14 protein-coding genes and 2 pseudogenes are annotated in these 16,921 nt (G+C 61.3%); 14 read left to right on the plus strand and 2 right to left on the minus strand.

The genetic code is table 11. From position 1 onward, the window contains the following. The first annotated feature begins 31 nt into the window (after positions 1–31). The gene (locus AC4LFW_RS12630) at positions 32–658 is read left to right on the plus strand and encodes a LysE family translocator (protein ID WP_491819414.1); all 627 of its coding nucleotides are present in this window, start codon (positions 32–34) and stop codon (positions 656–658) included. 183 nt (positions 659–841) lie between these two features. On the opposite strand, the gene uraH is transcribed toward AC4LFW_RS12630, so the two are convergent. Further along, the gene (gene uraH / locus AC4LFW_RS12635; protein WP_491819415.1) at positions 842–1,195 is read right to left on the minus strand and encodes a hydroxyisourate hydrolase; all 354 of its coding nucleotides are present in this window, start codon (positions 1,193–1,195) and stop codon (positions 842–844) included. A 357-nt stretch (positions 1,196–1,552) separates the two neighbouring features. Between uraH and puuE the strand changes: the two genes are divergently transcribed. The 10 genes and pseudogenes from puuE to AC4LFW_RS12685 all read left to right on the plus strand — a co-directional run bounded on the left by puuE (position 1,553) and on the right by AC4LFW_RS12685 (position 10,914). Then, entirely contained in the window at positions 1,553–2,485 is a 933-nt protein-coding gene (puuE, locus tag AC4LFW_RS12640; RefSeq protein ID WP_491819416.1) for an allantoinase PuuE, read from the plus strand. Further along, positions 2,482–2,997 carry a 2-oxo-4-hydroxy-4-carboxy-5-ureidoimidazoline decarboxylase gene (gene uraD, locus AC4LFW_RS12645; protein ID WP_491819417.1) on the plus strand — a complete coding sequence of 172 codons (516 nt, stop codon included), beginning with the start codon at positions 2,482–2,484 and terminating at the stop codon, positions 2,995–2,997. The genes puuE and uraD overlap by 4 nt, the downstream gene beginning before the upstream one ends. A 38-nt stretch (positions 2,998–3,035) precedes the next feature. Continuing rightward, on the plus strand, positions 3,036–4,031 hold the full coding sequence (gene alc / locus AC4LFW_RS12650; protein WP_491819419.1) for an allantoicase: 996 nt from the start codon (positions 3,036–3,038) through the stop codon (positions 4,029–4,031). Positions 4,032–4,092: 61 nt separating this feature from the next. Next, on the plus strand, positions 4,093–4,605 hold the full coding sequence (locus AC4LFW_RS12655; RefSeq protein ID WP_491819421.1) for an ureidoglycolate lyase: 513 nt from the start codon (positions 4,093–4,095) through the stop codon (positions 4,603–4,605). Between the two features lie 149 nt (positions 4,606–4,754). Next, positions 4,755–6,008 carry a urate hydroxylase PuuD gene (locus tag AC4LFW_RS12660; protein WP_491819422.1) on the plus strand — a complete coding sequence of 418 codons (1,254 nt, stop codon included), beginning with the start codon at positions 4,755–4,757 and terminating at the stop codon, positions 6,006–6,008. A gap of 264 nt (positions 6,009–6,272) precedes the next feature. Continuing rightward, positions 6,273–6,365, plus strand: a pseudogene (locus AC4LFW_RS12665) (hypothetical protein); the annotation flags it as partial. Between the two features lie 19 nt (positions 6,366–6,384). Further along, positions 6,385–6,625: pseudogene (locus AC4LFW_RS12670) on the plus strand (purine permease); the annotation flags it as partial. Between the two features lie 126 nt (positions 6,626–6,751). After that, entirely contained in the window at positions 6,752–8,302 is a 1,551-nt protein-coding gene (locus AC4LFW_RS12675; RefSeq protein ID WP_491819423.1) for a cation:proton antiporter domain-containing protein, read from the plus strand. A gap of 214 nt (positions 8,303–8,516) precedes the next feature. Continuing rightward, complete coding sequence (locus tag AC4LFW_RS12680; protein ID WP_491819424.1) at positions 8,517–10,016, plus strand: nucleobase:cation symporter-2 family protein; 1,500 nt, start codon at positions 8,517–8,519, stop codon at positions 10,014–10,016. 76 nt (positions 10,017–10,092) lie between these two features. Beyond that, positions 10,093–10,914, plus strand: coding sequence for an outer membrane protein OmpK (locus AC4LFW_RS12685; protein WP_491819425.1), 822 nt, complete (start codon positions 10,093–10,095; stop codon positions 10,912–10,914). A gap of 213 nt (positions 10,915–11,127) precedes the next feature. On the opposite strand, the gene AC4LFW_RS12690 is transcribed toward AC4LFW_RS12685, so the two are convergent. Next, positions 11,128–13,053, minus strand: a complete 1,926-nt coding sequence (locus tag AC4LFW_RS12690; RefSeq protein ID WP_491819426.1) for a methyl-accepting chemotaxis protein — start codon at positions 13,051–13,053, stop codon at positions 11,128–11,130. A gap of 229 nt (positions 13,054–13,282) precedes the next feature. On the opposite strand from AC4LFW_RS12690, the gene AC4LFW_RS12695 reads away from it, so the two are divergent. The 3 genes from AC4LFW_RS12695 (at position 13,283) to AC4LFW_RS12705 (ending at position 16,847) form a co-directional block, all read left to right on the plus strand. Beyond that, the gene (locus AC4LFW_RS12695) at positions 13,283–13,906 is read left to right on the plus strand and encodes a TetR/AcrR family transcriptional regulator (RefSeq protein ID WP_491819427.1); all 624 of its coding nucleotides are present in this window, start codon (positions 13,283–13,285) and stop codon (positions 13,904–13,906) included. A 139-nt stretch (positions 13,907–14,045) separates the two neighbouring features. Then, entirely contained in the window at positions 14,046–16,106 is a 2,061-nt protein-coding gene (locus tag AC4LFW_RS12700; RefSeq protein WP_491819429.1) for a putative bifunctional diguanylate cyclase/phosphodiesterase, read from the plus strand. Positions 16,107–16,163: 57 nt separating this feature from the next. Continuing rightward, the gene (locus AC4LFW_RS12705; RefSeq protein WP_491819430.1) at positions 16,164–16,847 is read left to right on the plus strand and encodes a spermidine synthase; all 684 of its coding nucleotides are present in this window, start codon (positions 16,164–16,166) and stop codon (positions 16,845–16,847) included. The last annotated feature ends 74 nt before the right edge of the window (positions 16,848–16,921 follow it).

Consider the following 16,921-nt stretch of genomic DNA (forward strand, 5'->3'; position numbering starts at 1 on the left):
GCGGGGCTTTTCTGTTTCTCGGGAGGGTGTGATGAGTCTGGAAACCTGGTTGTTGTATGCGAGCGCGGCGCTGGTGGTGATCCTGATCCCCGGACCGCTGTCGCTGCTGATGATCAGCAACAGCCTGAACCATGGGGTTCGCCGCTCGTGGCCGGCGTTTCTCGGCGGGGTGACGGCCTCCATACTCCTGCTCAGCGCCTCGGCACTGGGGCTTGGCGCCATCCTGCTGGCCTCGGAGCGGCTCTTCAGCGCGCTCAAGCTGGTCGGTGCGCTGTACCTGTTCTACCTCGCCTGGCAGAGCTGGCAAGAGGCACGTCGCGCACCGGTTGCGCGCGAGGTCGATGGCCCAGCGTCAGCGCCGCGGTTCGGGCGCCTGTTCGGGCAAGCCTTTCTGCTCGGCGGCAGCAATCCAAAGGACATCCTCTTCTTCGCCGCCTTTCTGCCGCAGTTTCTCAATGCGGAACAGCCGTTGCTGCCGCAGCTGCTGATCATGGTCGCCACCTGGGCGGTGCTCGACCTGTGTTGCAAGCTGGCCTATGGGCTGGGCGCGCAGGGCGCGGCGCGTTACCTGCGCACCGGGAAGGGGCATGTGTGGTTCAACCGGACGAGCGCGGCACTGTTCGGGGGCGCAGGAGCGGTTTCGTTGATGAGCCGGTAGCGCTCTGAAGCCAGGCAGCAAGGCAGCAAGGCTGAGGCATTAGGCCGTATCACGAACCTTCTCCTACACTAACGAACCCCAAAAAAAACCCGCCAGGTAGGCGGGCCGGGGGACTCAGGGGAGTCAAGGTTTCACGCATGGGAGCGGTACAGCCGCATCACTTAAGACTGCGGCGGGGTGCAATCAGCTACCTCTATAAGTCGAGTAGCTATACGGCGAAATCAGCAACGGCACGTGGTAATGATCCTGCTCGGCACTGATGCCGAAGCGCAGCACCACAACATCCAGAAAGGCCGGTTCGGGAAGCGCAATGCCGCGCCCGCGGTAGTAGTCGCCGGCAGCGAACTGCAATTGATACACGCCAGAACGATAGTCGTCACTTTCCAGCAGAGGCGAGTCGCAACGGCCATCGCTATTGGTCCGACTCGTCTTAACCAGCTCGAGGCGTTCGCCTTCGACACGATAGAGTTCGATGCGGATGTCGCTGCCTGGGCAACCGTGGGCAGCATCCAGTACATGAGTTGTCAAACGTCCCATAGATTCCAGCACCAGCGATCAATCGCCAATGCCCGCCTCCTCTTGGTGATGGATGGTGGAGATGGATCGAGCATAGCATCCCGACAAAATAAACAAAGACAGTTTTTGACAAAATTGTACACAGTTTATAGATCACCATTTTGGCCCGCTTCCTGCTGGCTGGTGTTAGCTAGAAGTGCCTGACTTGCAGGCCAGCGAGACAAACCATGAGGGAAGAGGCGCCGCACCCGGATCATGACCAATAGATTATCGGGTTTTTTAATTTACAAACCGCAAAACCTTTTGTATACAATTGCGCCATGACAGTCGCCAACACTTCATAGCGGCGACCCGCGGATCAGACAAGGAATAACAACAGTGAGCGCAGACTACCCTCGCGACCTTATCGGCTACGCCGAAAATCCACCCCATCCGCAATGGCCGGGCAACGCCCGTATCGCCCTGTCCTTCGTGCTCAACTACGAGGAAGGCGGTGAGCGTTGCGTCCTGCATGGCGACAAGGAATCCGAAGCCTTCCTCTCCGAGATGGTGTCAGCCCAGCCCCTGCAGGGCGTGCGCAACATGAGCATGGAGTCGCTCTACGAATACGGCAGCCGTGCCGGGGTATGGCGGCTGCTCAAGCTGTTCCGCAAATTCGATATACCGCTGACGATTTTCGCCGTGGCGATGGCCGCGCAGCGCCATCCGGAGGTCATCAAGGCGATGGTCGCCGACGGCCACGAGATCTGTAGCCATGGCTATCGCTGGATCGACTACCAGTACATGGACGAGGCGCAAGAGCGCGAACATATGCTCGAAGCCATCCGCATCCTCACCGACATCACTGGTGAGCGTCCGCTGGGTTGGTACACCGGCCGCACCGGGCCGAACACTCGCCGGCTGGTGCGCGAGGAAGGCGGCTTCCTTTATGACTCGGATACCTATGACGACGACCTCCCCTATTGGGACCCGGAATCGACGCCGGACAAGCCGCATCTGGTGATCCCCTACACGCTGGACACCAATGACATGCGCTTCACCCAGGTGCAGGGCTTCAACAAGGGTGACGACTTCTTCGAATACCTGAAGGACGCCTTCGACGTGTTATATGCCGAAGGCTGTGAGGGCGCGCCGAAAATGCTGTCCATTGGCATGCACTGTCGTCTGCTGGGTCGCCCCGCTCGCCTGGCCGCGCTGCAGCGCTTTATCGAGTACGCCAAGGGTCACGAGCAGGTGTGGTTTGCCCGCCGTGTCGACATTGCCCGCCACTGGCACTCGACCCATCCGCTTATTCAGGACCGCAGCCAATGACCCCGTTCAAGACGATCAAACCGTCCACACTCGACCGAGACACCTTTATCTCGACTTTCGCTGATGTCTACGAGCATTCGCCGTGGGTAGCCGACACTGTTTATCAGGCCGGCGTAGACGAGACGCTGGATTACGTGGAGGTGATGCACGAGCGCATGTCCCAGGCCATGTTGTCGGCCCATCCCGACACCCAGTTGGCCCTGATCAACGCTCACCCGGACCTCGCCGGCAAGGCTGCCGTGCGCGGGGAACTGACCGCATCAAGCACCGCCGAACAGGCCGGCGCCGGCATCCATGAATGCACCTCGGAAGAGTTCACACGCTTTACCGAACTGAACGACGCCTACAAGGCCAAGTTCGGCTTCATCTTCATCATGGCGGTCAAGGGCAGCAACCGGCACCAGATCCTCGCCGCGTTCGAGGAGCGCATGCACAACTCGCAGGATCAGGAGTTCGCTCGGGCCTTGGCTGAAATCAACAAGATCGCCCTGTTCCGTCTGCAGGCGATGTAAGCAAGCACCATCAGACGACACGAAGAGAAGAACAACGTATGAAAAGCTACGCCGTACCTTTCGAAAAATACGTCAACCTGGCCGACGCCCGTCTGGGCACCAAGGCCATCTCCGTCACCGACGACTGGTTCGCCGACGTCAACCGGCTGTTCCAGCCGACGCCGGCCGTATGGAAGGAGGGCGTGTTCGATGACAACGGCAAGTGGATGGACGGCTGGGAATCGCGCCGCAAGCGCTTCGAAGGCTACGACCACGCGGTCATTCGCCTCGGCGTGCCCGGCTCGATCAAGGGCGTCGACATCGACACCAGCTTCTTCACCGGCAATTTCCCGCCCTCCGCCTCGCTGGAAGCCTGCTTCCTCGCCGAAGGCGACCCGGACGACAGCACCCAGTGGACCGAAATCCTGCCGGCCGTCGAACTCAAGGGCAACAGCCACCACTACCACGAGATCGCGTTCGACAAGCCGGTCAGCCACCTGCGCTTCAATATCTACCCGGATGGTGGTGTTGCCCGTCTGCGCGTGCACGGCATCCCGTACCGCGACTGGAGCAGCGTCGGCGACAACGAGCAGGTCGACCTGGCGGCGGCGCTGAATGGCGGCCGCGCGCTGGCCTGTTCCGACGAGCATTTCGGTCGCATGAGCAACATTCTCAACCCGAACCGCGGCGAAAACATGGGCGACGGCTGGGAAACCGCCCGCCGCCGCACGCCGGGTAACGACTGGGTCATCGTCGCGCTGGGCACTCCCGGAGAGATCGAGCGCATCGTCGTCGACACCCTGCACTTCAAAGGCAACTACCCGGATAGCTGCTCGATCCAGGCGGCTTACGTTAAAGGCGGCACCGACAGCCAGATCGAAACCCAGAGCCTGTTCTGGCGCGAGCTGCTACCGAGCCAGAAGCTGCAGATGCACGCCGAACACGAGTTTAGCGAGCAGATCGCCAAGCTTGGCCCGATCACCCACGTGCGCCTGAACATCTTCCCGGACGGAGGCGTTAGCCGTCTGCGGTTGTTCGGCAAGGCAGTGAAGTAAAAGAAATCCTGTAGGAGCGAGCGTGCTCGCACCTACGCAAACACCAGACAGAGCAGTCCCTATGCGCACACTCACGATCGAACCGTTGACCAAGGAAGCCTTCGCCCCCTTCGGTGATGTCATCGAAACCGAAGGCAGCGACTATTTCATGATCAACAACGGTTCCACCCGCCGCTATCACAAGCTGGCGACGGTAGAGACCGCGCAACCGGACGACAGGGCCATCATCAGCATCTTCGCCGCCGACGCGCTGGAGATGCCGCTGGTCATTCGCATGCTCGAACGACATCCGCAGGGCAGCCAGGCGTTCATTCCGCTGCTCGGCAACCCCTTTCTGGTCGTGGTCGCGCCACTTGGCGATGCACCTGTACCGGGTCATGTCCGCGCCTTTCGCAGCAACGGCAGGCAGGGCGTCAATTACCACCGCGGCGTCTGGCACCACCCGGTGCTGACGATCGAAAAGCGGGATGAATTCCTGGTGGTCGATCGCAGCGGTTCTGGCAACAACTGCGACGAGCATTTTTTCACCGAGGACGAGCTGCTTCTCCTCGACCCCCACCGGGACTCCAAGTAAGCGACCGACCGATCAACGAGGCCATCGCCGACGCGGCTGCCGTGCTCAGCCGATACCGCCATGCGTGCTGCTGACAAGCCGGACACTTGCGACGAGTCGAATAAGAAGAAACAGCGGTTGGCGTGCCAGCCGTGCAAGAGGTAACTATCGTGGAAGCACATCTAACCGAATGGCTGAACCTTACTATTCGCTGGATTCACATGATCGTCGGCATCGCCTGGATCGGTGCCTCGTTCTATTTCGTCTGGCTGGAAAACAACCTCAACCGCGCCAACCCACGTGATGGTCTCTCGGGCGATCTCTGGGCGATTCACGGCGGCGGCATCTACCACCTGGAGAAGTACAAGCTCGCCCCACCCCGAATGCCGGAGAACCTGCACTGGTTCAAGTGGGAGGCCTATACCACCTGGCTGTCGGGCGTGGCCCTGCTGATGGTGGTCTACTACCTGAACCCTACCCTCTATCTGATCGCACCCGGCAGCGACCTGACCCCGGCCACGGCCATTGCCATCGGTTTCGGCTCGCTGATCGTGGGCTGGTTCGTCTATGACCTGCTTTGTGATTCCCCGCTAGGCAAGAAACCCGCACTGCTCGGCCTGATCCTCTTCGTCCTGGTGATTTTCGCCGCCTGGGCCTATTCACAGGTGTTCAGCGGACGCGCGGCTTATATCCACACCGGCGCGCTGATCGGCACCATCATGGTCGGCAACGTGTTCCGCATCATCATGCCGGCACAGCGTGCGCTGGTCGCCGCCATCGAGCAGAACCGCACACCGGATCCGTTGCTGCCCGCCAAGGGCCTGCTGCGTTCGCGCCACAACAACTATTTCACCCTGCCGGTGCTGTTCATCATGATCAGCAACCACTTCCCGAGCACCTATGGCAGTCAGTACAACTGGGCGATCCTGGCCGGCATATCGGTGCTGGCCGTGCTGGTACGCCACTACTTCAACACCCGGCATGACAGCAACCGCTTCGCCTGGGCGCTGCCGGCCGCGGCGGTCGGGATGATCTGCCTGGCCTTCGTCACCGCGCCGAACCGCCAGGGTGGTGTTCCCAACGCCGTGCCGACAAGCCCTCGCGAGCAGAGCATTGAGGCGCAACAGGCCGCTGCAGCAGCGCCGGCCGAGCAAGCCGGCAACAGCGAGTTCGCCAAGGTCCATCGGGTCATCAACGAACGCTGCACCGTTTGCCACGCCGCGCAGCCGAGCAGCCCGCTGTTCAGCGCAGCGCCGGCGGGCGTGATGTTCGACACGCCCGAGCAGATCCGCCAGCAGGCCGCGAAGATTCATGCGCAAGCCGTGGCAAGCCACATCATGCCGCTGGGCAACATGACCAACATGACACAGGAGGAGCGCGACCTGCTCGGCGCCTGGATCGACAAGGGCGCGCCGATCGAGTGATCGCGCCCACCAGCCGCGCTCCCGGGCGCGGTTTTTTTCACCTGTTCGACGTTCAAGTCTCGCAGCACGAGGCGAGGCGTCAGCTCAACCCGAGAAAACCCAGCGGACGGCAACAGCCGGACCCCGAACACCCTATACCCGGCCCCGCACGTTCAGCGGGGTCACCGCGCCCTCCAATAACAAAAGCGTCCGAGGTGTTTTGCATGAACGATGTGACCGAGCGGGGAAACCGCCCCAGCGGAGAAGCGACTGCCCTTGCTGCAGATGCTGCTGGTGAGCGTTCAGCACGTGCTGCTGATGTACGGCGGCGCGGTGGTCGTACCGCTGATCGTGGGTCAGGCCGCCGGGCTGTCGCGTGAGGAAATCGCCTTACTGAAAGATCTTGCAGGAAGCCGACATCTGACCGTCGCAACCAACTGCTGGTGGCGGTGAGCATTGGCCTGGGCATGGTGCCGGTGGTGCGGCCCGAGTTTTTCGCCAACCTGCCGCACTGGATGGAGCCCATTACCCATAGCGGCATCGCGGTGGCGACGCTCAGCGCGGTGACGCTCAACCTGCTGTTCAATGTACTGGGTGGCCCGGAACGCCACGCACTGACGGGTGCTGCGCACCACTGACGCCCGCCCGACCGGAGCCTGCCACATGCGGGCTCCCTGCACTCCGGCGTTCTTTCCGATGCTCGACAAGCCACGCGCCCCCGTTAAAATGCGGCGCCCGCCTGCCGAACCGAGAAGGACTGACCCATGATCGAAGCCACCTGGATCGCCTTCGCCTTCGCGCTCGGGCTCGCCTCGCGCGCGATCGGCCTGCCGCCGCTGATCGGCTATCTGGGTGCCGGCTTCGCCCTGGCGGCCTTTGGCGACCGCATTGGCGTTGGCCCACGGGACAGCGAAATCCTCGCCCACCTTGCCCATCTCGGCGTGCTGCTGTTGCTCTTCACCGTCGGGCTCAAGCTCAAGCTGAGCAACCTGGTGCGGCGCGAAGTGATCGGCGGCAGCCTGCTGCACTTCGGTATTTCCAGCCTGATCGTGCTGCCGGCGATCTTCTTCTTTCTCGATATCAGTTGGCGCGACAGCCTGCTGCTGGCGGTCGCCCTGTCATTTTCCAGCACCGTGCTGGCGGCCAAGGTGCTCGAAGGCAAGCGCGAATTGCGCGCCTTCCATGGCCGCGTCGCGATCGGCGTGCTCATCATCCAGGACCTGATTGCCCTGGTGGTGATGAGCATCGCCAGCGGCAAGGTGCCCTCCGCCTGGGCCTTGCTGGTGTTCGGCTTGCCGCTGCTTCGCCCGTTGCTGTTCCGCCTGCTCGACTACAGCGGTCACGAGGAACTCATGGTGCTGCTCGGCCTGATGCTGGCGCTGGTCGCGGGCGGCCTGGGCTTCGAATATGTGGGCCTTAGCTCGGAACTGGGCGCGCTGGCGTTCGGCGCGATGCTGGCCAAGCACAAGCGCGCGACCGAGCTATCCAACTCGCTGTGGGCGATCAAGGAAGTGTTTCTGGTCGGCTTCTTCCTGCAGATCGGCATCGGCGGTCTGCCGGACATGGATGCGATGCTCTTCGCGGGGGCCGTGGCCTTGCTGCTACCGCTCAAGGGGGCACTGTTCTTCTTCTTGTTCCTGCTGTTCCGCCTGCGTGCGCGTAGTGCCTTTCTCAGCGCCTCGAGCCTGACCAATCACAGCGAATTCGGGCTCATCGTCGCCAGCGTGGTGTTACCGCAATGGCTGACGCCTTTGGCTATCACAGTGGCCTTGTCCTTTGTCATTTCCGCGCAGCTCAATCGCGTCTCGCATCCGCTTTATGATCGCCTCGCCAGGCGCCTGATTCCGCTGGAGCGCAACACACGCCACCCAGACGAACAACCGGTGTCTCTTGGCGACGCACAGATCCTGATCATGGGCATGGGCCGCACTGGGCGCGCCGCCTACGATCACCTGCAGGCCCAGGGATGGCGTTTGATCAGTCTCGACTCCGACCCGGTAACGGTAGAAAAGAGCTCCGAGAGAGGCCGCCACGTACTGTTCGCCGACGCTGAGGATCAGATGTTCTGGGAGAGCCTGGAAATGAACAAGGTCGAGGCAGTGATCCTCGCGATGAATGATCCCGAAGCGAAGATCATTTCCACGCGCAAGCTGCGCGGCAAAGGTTTCGAAGGGCTGATCGTCTCCCACGCGATGTACGAAGACATTGCCCAGCAGATTGAGGAGGCCGGCGCAGATCGCACCTACCTGACCATGAGCGAAGCCGGCGCCGGCCTGGCCGAGAACGTTTCCCGCGAATTGCAAGCCAACCGCTGACCGGTAACCGTTGGGGCGCCATGCCTGGCGGGCTCTCAAGGCTGGCCCATCTTAATTGTGCACAATTTTTTAATTTCCTGTTTTATCTCCTGTCCACAGGTTGCTATAGTCGAGCGCATCCTGACCGAGCGAACAGCTTTTTTCGGCCAGTGATAGAGGTCCGTGCAGCCTCGAAAGCCCATGACCGAACAATAACGAATGGCAGGCTTGACTCATGACCGCAACCGAACCCAGGAGCGGTGACGCTCCCAATCAGGACCTGATCTACCAGCTGGAAGATCGCCCCGGTCCGCTCCCCGCCACCTTCGCCGCGATCCAGCATGTGCTGGCCAGTTTCGTCGGCGTGATCACGCCGACCCTGATCATCGGCAGCGTGCTGGGCCTGGGCGAGCATGTGCCCTATCTGGTCAGCATGGCGCTGTTCGTCTCCGGCATCGGAACCTTCATCCAGGCCAGGCGCGTCGGCCCGATCGGCGCCGGCATGCTCTGCCTGCAGGGCACCAGCTTCGGCTTTCTCAGCGTGGTGCTGGCGGCCGGCTTCATCGTCAAGAACCGCGGCGGCACCCCGGAAGACATCCTCGCGACGCTCTTCGGTGTGAGCTTCTGCGCGGCATTCGTCGAGATCGTCGTCAGCCGCTGCATCGACCGGCTGCGCCGGATCATCACACCCGTGGTCACCGGTACCATCATCAGCCTGATGGGCCTGTCGCTGATCAAGGTCTCGATGACTGACATCGCTGGCGGTTACGGCGCCGAAGACCCCGGCGCCCTGCCCAACCTCGCACTGGCCGGTCTGGTGCTCGGCACCATCATCGTGCTCAACCGTTTCGGCATTCCGCTGCTGCGGCTGTCCGCTGTGATCGTCGCGCTGGTGGTGGGCTACGCCGCCGCCTGGATGATGGGCATGGTGGATTTTTCCAGCCTCGCCACGCTACCGGCACTGAGCGTGCCGCAGCCATTCAAGTTCGGCTTCGCCTTTGACTGGATGGCATTCATCCCGATCGCGGTGATCTTCCTGATCACGCCGCTGGAAACGGCGGGCGACCTGACCGCAAACTCGATGATTTCGCGTCAGCCGGTCAAGGGCCCGCTGTACCTCAAGCGGATCAAGGGCGGCATCCTGGGCGACGGCTGCAGCTCGCTGCTGGCCGCCACCTTCAACAGCCTGCCGATGACTACCTTCAGCCAGAACAACGGCGTGATCCAGCTCACCGGCGTGGCTAGCCGTCACGTCGGCCTCTATATCGCCGGCATTCTGATCCTGCTGGCGCTGTTTCCGGTCGTTGGCGGCGTGCTGCAACTGATGCCCAAGCCGGTGCTCGGCGGCGCGACCTTGATCATGTTCGGCACGGTTGCCATCGCCGGCATCAAGATACTCGCCGAAGCCGGGCTCAACCGCCGCAACATGCTTATCGTCGCCATCTCGCTGGGCCTGGGGCTGGGCGTGGCAGCCGTACCGGATGTGCTCAACCACCTGCCCGAGGTGCTGAAGAACATCTTCGGTTCACCCATCACCATCGGTGCCTTCAGCGCGATCCTGCTCAACTTCTTCCTGCCCCGCGAGCCGGAAGAAATGGATGATTACGATCCAGACAACCTGATCGAGGACTCAGTCGGCACCAACACCCTGGCGGTGAATATCCCCGACTACACGAAGGTCCATCCGAAAGCCACCACACGCGATCCTTCCGCTCAGCTGACGCCTACAGGCTGATCGCACCGCGCCCGGCCTGCACGAGCCGGGCGCGACACCTGCATTCATCACAACAACAAAACCAAAGGGTATCAACATGACCTTCAAGCGCGCTCCACTGTCGCTGGCGCTGGCCGGCTGCCTGCTGTCCGCCCCCGCCTTTGCCGATGGCATGCTCCACTGGCAGAACAACAGCCTCAGCTACCTCTATGGCAAAGATTTCAAGGTCGACGCCGGCGAGATCCAGCAGACCGTGACCTTCGAACATGCCAGCGGCTGGAGTTGGGGCGACATGTTCCTGTTCGTCGACAGCAAGTGGTACAACGGCTTGTCCGGCGAAGAAGGTCACACCTACTACGGTGAGTTCAGCCCGCGCCTGTCGTTCGGCAAACTGAGCGGCCAGGACCTCGCCTTCGGCCCAATCAAGGACGTGCTGCTGGCAGCCACCTACGAGCGCGGCGAAAGCAGCGCCGGCCGACCCAATCAGACCTATCTGCTCGGCCCCGCCGTTGACCTCGACGTGCCCGGTTTCGATCGTCTGGCCATTAACCTCTACTACCGCAAACCCGACGGCACCACACGTCGTGCCTCCGGCCAGTGGCAGGTCACGCCGACCTGGGCTATGACCTTCCCGGTTGGCAAGTCCGACATTCTGTTTGACGGCTTCATCGACTGGGTGGTCAACGATGCCGGCTCGGAGCGCAGCGGTGACTTCATGTCGAAGAACCTGCACATCAACCCACAGATCAAGTACGACCTGGGCAAGGCACTGGACGGCGAGTCAGGCAGGCTCTATGTCGGTATCGAATACGACTACTGGTCTGACAAGTACGGCATAGAAGACGGTGGGTTTGTCAGCGATCTGGTCGGCGGCACCAACCAGAACACCGCCAGCCTGCTTGTCAAAGCGCACTTCTAACCGACTGCCGCAAGGGCATGGACAGAAAAAAGCAGCCGAAATGCTGCTTTTTTGGTCACGTTTTTTCATGTCGCCATGACGTGACGAAGGACCTTTCCATCACGCTCAGATCGGAGCCCGTGGTGGCAAGGGAAGACGGTCGAATAACCGAATCGCGACCGCCATGCCGCAGCACAGCGCGCCCCTAAACGGCAGGCGCGCTCGCCGCTCAGGTTAAAGCTTGAAGCTGCCCATCTGCCGGCTGAGATCATCGGCCAGGCGACTCAGCTCATGACAATCTTCCCGACAGCCCTGCACATCACTCGCCGTCGCCTGGGCCAGGTCGGCGATGCCCTGCACGTTACGGGTGATCTCCTCGGTCACGCTGCTCTGCTCTTCAGTCGCTGCGGCCACCTGAGTGTTCATGTCGCTGATGGCTTCGACCTGCTCGGTGATTGCGCCGAGCGACTGGCCGGTGCGCTGACTGGCCTCTACTCCAGTGCCCGTCGCAGCCTGCCCTGCGTGCATGGAGTTGACCGCGTTTTCAGCACCGCTCTTGAGCCCCTGGATCATGTTCTGAATTTCATCCGTGGATGCCTGAGTCCGGCTGGCCAGGGTGCGTACCTCGTCAGCGACCACTGCAAAGCCGCGACCCATCTCTCCGGCGCGTGCAGCCTCGATAGCCGCGTTCAGCGCCAGCAGATTGGTCTGTTCGGAAATGCTGCGGATCACTGCCAGCACCTTGTCGATGGAAGCGACCTGCTGTGCCAGATCGGTGACCGATTCGGCGGCGTGACCGATCTCGCCAGACATTTTCTCGATGTGCGCAATCGAATCACTGACCACCTTGCGCGCTTCCATCGCCTCGCTGCGGGCACCCTGCGAGGCCTGTGCGGCATTGCTGGCATTGCGTGCGATTTCCTGCACGGTGAGGCCCATTTCGTGCACGGCGGTCGCGACCATGTCAGTCATCTCATGCTGGCGGCCTGCGCGCGTCGCAGTGTTGTCGACCACCTGCGCCACCTGCCCGACAGCGGTCCTCAGTTGCTGACTGGTGTTCAGCACATCGCCGATCAACCCGCGCAAACTGCCAATGAAGCGGTTGAAGCCGCGCGCCAGGTCACCCAATTCGTCAGCGCGGCTTTCATCCAGGCGGCGAGTCAGATCGCCACCGCCTCCGCCAATTTCAACGAGCGCCTGGGTGACCTGACGGATCGGTTTCACCAGCCCGCGCGCCAGCAGCACGACGAGGCCAAGAAAGAACAGGGCAATGCATGCGCCGATCAGACTGATGGTCCACAACGTGCGGCGCGCCTCGGCAAAGATTTCCGCTTCCGGCACTTCACTGACCAGTACCCAACCCAGGCTTTCCAACGGCTGAGCGATCGCCAGGAACGCCTCGCCGTCACGCTCGAATCTCACCGCGTCGGATGCGCCATTGAGGAGCTTCTGCGCGGCATCGCTGCCTGTCAGCGTGCCAAGCTCGACCTGGTCGTTATTCTCGGTTTTGGGGTGAACCTTGACACGGCCGTCACCGCTGATCAGGTAAACCTCCCCCCGCTCACCAAAGCGAAAATTGCTGATCAGCTCGGACATGCTCTCCAGGCTGAAGCCAAGCCCGGCGACGCCCAGGGTCCTGCCACCCGCCTCGATCCGCTGATTGATGAACAGGGTTGGCTGACGGGACGCTTTGTCGATGTCGAATCGCCGTTTAATTCCGCTGTCGACCAGGCCGTAAAACCAACCGTCGCCGGCAGCTTTGCGGTTAAGTGTCCGCGAGAGTCCTGCCTCGGAGTAGTAGTTGCCACTATCGAGCACTGCTATCGAAGTCGTGAGCGCGTTTTGCTGAGCCTTTACACCGTCCAGGTAACGACCCATTGCCTCCGCTCGGTCTGCACTCTCACCTTCACGCAACCAATCCTGAACCAGCGTATTGTTGGCGATACCGGCCGTGGCAGTGATGGGCGCAGCGAGCGTACGCTCGATGTCGTTCCGAATCGCCGCAATGTTGGCTGGCAGTGCCTGGCCTACGAGGTAACGCTCAGCCAGTCGATTGACCGCTGATGAATAGACAACAATGACGATCAGGGTGCTGGTGAGCAGAGCTGCCCCCATGCTGACAATCAGCTGCCACTGAATACTACGTTGCATGAAAGGCATGTTCTCACTCGATCTAGTTTTAATGTATGCAGGAATTGACCAACTCTGGATACAAAGGGTGGAATTGACTCTTTACCTATCGGCATAACCAGCCATATCTTTACTTCACACCGATAGCAGGCTCAGGAACCTTCGACAAATCCATGACTGCCTTGAGACCGCCCGAAAGCCGGTGCTAGGATTCCGCGGCGGGCCACCAGGCTGGGTGGCCGTGAATTGAACAGGCCTTATGTCCAGTATCCGCGAGCGCAACAGAGAACTGATCCTTCGTGCAGCCAGCGAGGAGTTTGCCGAGAAGGGCTTCGCTGCCAGCAAGACCAGCGACATCGCCGATCGCGCGGGGCTGCCCAAGCCCAACGTGTACTACTACTTCAAGAGCAAGGAAAACCTGTATCGGGAGGTCCTCGACAGCATTGTCGAGCCGCTGCTGCAGGCTTCCGCTCCCTTTAACCAACCCGGCCAACCTGCCGATGTCCTGCGCGCATATATTCGTACCAAGATCCGCATCTCGCGCGAACATGCCTGCGCTTCGAAAGTATTCGCCAGTGAAATCATGCACGGCGCGCCTCACCTCCCCAGCGAACGCGCCGAGCAGCTCAATGCGCAAGCCAGCCATAATGTGGCCTGCATTCAGCGCTGGATCGATGAAGGATTGATGGCCCGCGTCGATCCAAACCATCTGCTGTTCAGCATCTGGGCAGCCACCCAGACCTATGCCGACTTCGATTGGCAGATTGCGGCCGTTACGGGAAAGCCCTGCCTTGACGACGCCGACTATGATGCCGCTGCGGACACCATCATCCGAATGGTGATCAAGGGGTGCGAGGTCAGGGAAACACTTGCACAGGGCTGATCCATTTATTGGCTGCCTCGACCGGAGGCTCTGCAGGCAACCGGCATATCTGATAACGTTTCGCCCCGCAAAGGTTCCGGACTGTAGCGTTTCACTGACAACGCTGTGCTGAGCACCGGCCTGGAAAAAGGAAATTCTTTTGACCGAATTGCGCAACAGCCTGTCGCGCCAACTGTTACGTATCGTCCTACTGTCGGCGCTGGCTGTTGGGCTGGTGCTGAGCTGCGCGCAGATCGTTTTCGATGCCTACAAGACCCGACAGCTGATCAATGCAGAAGCGCAGCGAATACTGCGCATGACCCGGGACCCTTCGACTCAAGCCATCTACAGCCTGGACCGGGAACTGGGCATGCAGGTCATGGAAGGTCTGTTTCAGCACGAGTCCATTCACCAGGCCTCGATCGGCCACCCAGGCGAAGAACCGCTCGCCGCCAAGTCGCGCCCATTGATGGCGTCCCCCTGGCGCTCGCTGACCGATCCGATACTGGGACGTGATCAGGCATTTTCCATTCCGCTGATTGGTCGTCCGCCTTACAACGAGCACTACGGCGACCTGCGCATCACCCTGGACACCTCCCCCTACGGCGAGGAACTCATTAGCAATTCGATCGTCATCTTCGTTGTCGGCATGCTGCGCGCCTTGACGCTGGGCCTGGTGCTTTATCTGATCTACCACTGGTTGCTGACCCGTCCGCTGACTAAGCTCATCGAGCACCTTTCCAGCATCAACCCCGACCGCCCCAGCGAGCACAAGCTGCCGATGCTGAAGGGCCACGAGCGGAACGAGCTGGGACTCTGGGTCGAAACCGCCAACGGACTGCTTTGCTCCATCGAGCGCAACATGCAGTTGCGCCATGCTGCCGAGAGCAACCTGGAGCGCATGACGCAGTACGACTTTCTTACCGGCCTGCCCAACCGCCTCCAGCTGCAACAGCAGCTGGATCACATCCTTAGCAGCGCTGGCCGCCTGCAGCGGCGGGTGGCGGTGCTTTGCCTGGGGTTGGACGATTTCAAGGGCGTCAACGAACAGTTCAGCTACCAGAACGGCGACCGCATGCTGATGGCGCTGGCGGAGCGGCTCCGTAACCAGAGCGGCCGGCTTGGTGCCCTGGCGCGCCTGGGCGGTGACCAGTTCGTCCTGGTGCTGTCAGGTTTCGAACAGCCATACGAAGCGGCCGAGCTGGCCCAGAAAGTGCTGGATGACCTGGAACAGCCCATCGTTCTCGACCAGCAGGACATCCGACTGCGCGCCACCATCGGCATCACCCTCTTTCCCGAGGACGGTGACAGCACCGAGAAGCTGCTGCAAAAAGCCGAGCAGACGATGACCCTGGCGAAAACCAGGGCCCGCAACCGTTATCAGTTCTACGTGGCCAGTATCGACAACGAGATGCGCGAGCGCCGGGAACTGCAGAAGGATCTGGGCGGGGCGGTCAAACGCGGCGAGTTCCGCCTGGTCTATCAACCCCAGATCGATTACCGGCTCAAGCGCATCACCGGCGTCGAAGCCTTGCTGCGTTGGTCGCACCCCAGCGGCAAGATGGTCCCGCCTGACGTGTTCATCCCGCTCGCCGAGCAGAACGGCAGCATCATTGCCATCGGTGAGTGGGTGCTGGACCAGGCCTGCCGGCAGCTGAGCGAATGGCATCAGCAAGGCTTCGATGGCCTGCGCATGGCGGTCAATCTATCGACCGTACAGTTGCATCACGCCGAGCTGCCGCTGGTGGTCAGCAACCTGCTCAGCGCCCATCGGCTGCCAGCGGAAACGCTCGAACTCGAGGTAACCGAAACAGGATTGATGGAGGATATTGCGGCTGCGACCCGAATCCTGCACAGCCTTCGTCGCTCAGGGGCGCTGATTGCCATCGATGACTTCGGCACCGGTTATTCCTCGCTCAGCTATCTGAAAAGCCTGCCGCTGGACAAGGTCAAGATCGACAAGAGCTTCGTTCGAGACATCGAAGCCGATGAGGGTGACGCGACCATCGTCCGCGCCATCATCCAGCTGGCCAAAAGCCTGGGCATGCTGGTCATCGCCGAAGGGGTGGAGACGGCCGAACAGGAGCGCTACCTGATCGAAGAAGGCTGCCATGAAGGCCAGGGCTACTATTACAGCAAGCCCGTCCCGGCGCCCGAATTGGCCGCCCTGCTGCGAAAATCCGTCCATTTGGGACACAGGGTCAGTTCAAAAACCTTGTAAACCCGCCGTTCTTGCGCAGCCCGTTCGCTGCTTTCCTCTCCTTCCGACGAGCCATACATGAAGCGCTTCGTATTGATCGACACCGCAGAGATCCCCGGTGGTGGTGCCCTTTGCCTGTTTAGCTACGGTGACGACTTCGTCATCAAGATTCAGGGTGGCAATGGCAACCAGCTGATGAACACCCGCATGCACGGCTCCGAAGACGCCCTCGCACAGATACCCTGCAGCCGCATCGCCCACCGTGCCCAACCGCGGGTCCTCATCGGTGGGCTCGGCATGGGGTTCACCCTGGCATCTGCGCTAAGACATCTGGGCAAGAACGCCGAGGTACAGGTCGCGGAGTTGGTCCCCGGGGTGATCGAGTGGAACCGGGGGCCGTTGGGCAAAAAGGCCGGATTGCCGCTCGATGATCCAAGAACCTGCCTGCTCAATGACGATGTTGCCGACGTATTGCGACGCGAGCCACTGGGCTTCGACGCCATCATGCTCGATGTGGACAACGGACCGGAGGGGCTGACCCAGAAGCGCAATAGCTGGCTTTACTCGCCGGCAGGCCTTGATAGCTGCGCTAAGGCCCTGCGCGCGAAGGGTGTGCTGGCCGTCTGGTCAGCCAGCGCTGACAGGGCCTTCTCACAGAAGTTGGCCCAGGCAGGGTTTCTCGCCGAAGAGGTCGAGGTATTCGCCCACGGCAATCGCGGCACGCGACATACGATCTGGATAGCCGAGAAAACCGCTCGCTAGGTCAGGCACGCCAAAATAGCTGCCCGTGGGTATGGGAACGGCTTCGCAGCGCACCGCTGCGTGCCCTGCTCATT

The organism is Stutzerimonas sp. C6.4V, from assembly GCF_058536345.1.

Coding starts and splice junctions, on each gene's coding strand:
- AC4LFW_RS12675 (WP_491819423.1), top strand. CDS start 6,752: ATGATCGAAGCCACCTGGATCGCCTTCGCCTTCGCGCTCGGGCTCGCC.
- AC4LFW_RS12655 (WP_491819421.1), top strand. CDS start 4,093: ATGCGCACACTCACGATCGAACCGTTGACCAAGGAAGCCTTCGCCCCC.
- uraD (WP_491819417.1), top strand. CDS start 2,482: ATGACCCCGTTCAAGACGATCAAACCGTCCACACTCGACCGAGACACC.
- AC4LFW_RS12705 (WP_491819430.1), top strand. CDS start 16,164: ATGAAGCGCTTCGTATTGATCGACACCGCAGAGATCCCCGGTGGTGGT.
- AC4LFW_RS12680 (WP_491819424.1), top strand. CDS start 8,517: ATGACCGCAACCGAACCCAGGAGCGGTGACGCTCCCAATCAGGACCTG.
- AC4LFW_RS12695 (WP_491819427.1), top strand. CDS start 13,283: ATGTCCAGTATCCGCGAGCGCAACAGAGAACTGATCCTTCGTGCAGCC.
- alc (WP_491819419.1), top strand. CDS start 3,036: ATGAAAAGCTACGCCGTACCTTTCGAAAAATACGTCAACCTGGCCGAC.
- AC4LFW_RS12685 (WP_491819425.1), top strand. CDS start 10,093: ATGACCTTCAAGCGCGCTCCACTGTCGCTGGCGCTGGCCGGCTGCCTG.
- AC4LFW_RS12690 (WP_491819426.1), bottom strand. CDS start 13,053: ATGCCTTTCATGCAACGTAGTATTCAGTGGCAGCTGATTGTCAGCATG.
- AC4LFW_RS12630 (WP_491819414.1), top strand. CDS start 32: ATGAGTCTGGAAACCTGGTTGTTGTATGCGAGCGCGGCGCTGGTGGTG.
- uraH (WP_491819415.1), bottom strand. CDS start 1,195: ATGGGACGTTTGACAACTCATGTACTGGATGCTGCCCACGGTTGCCCA.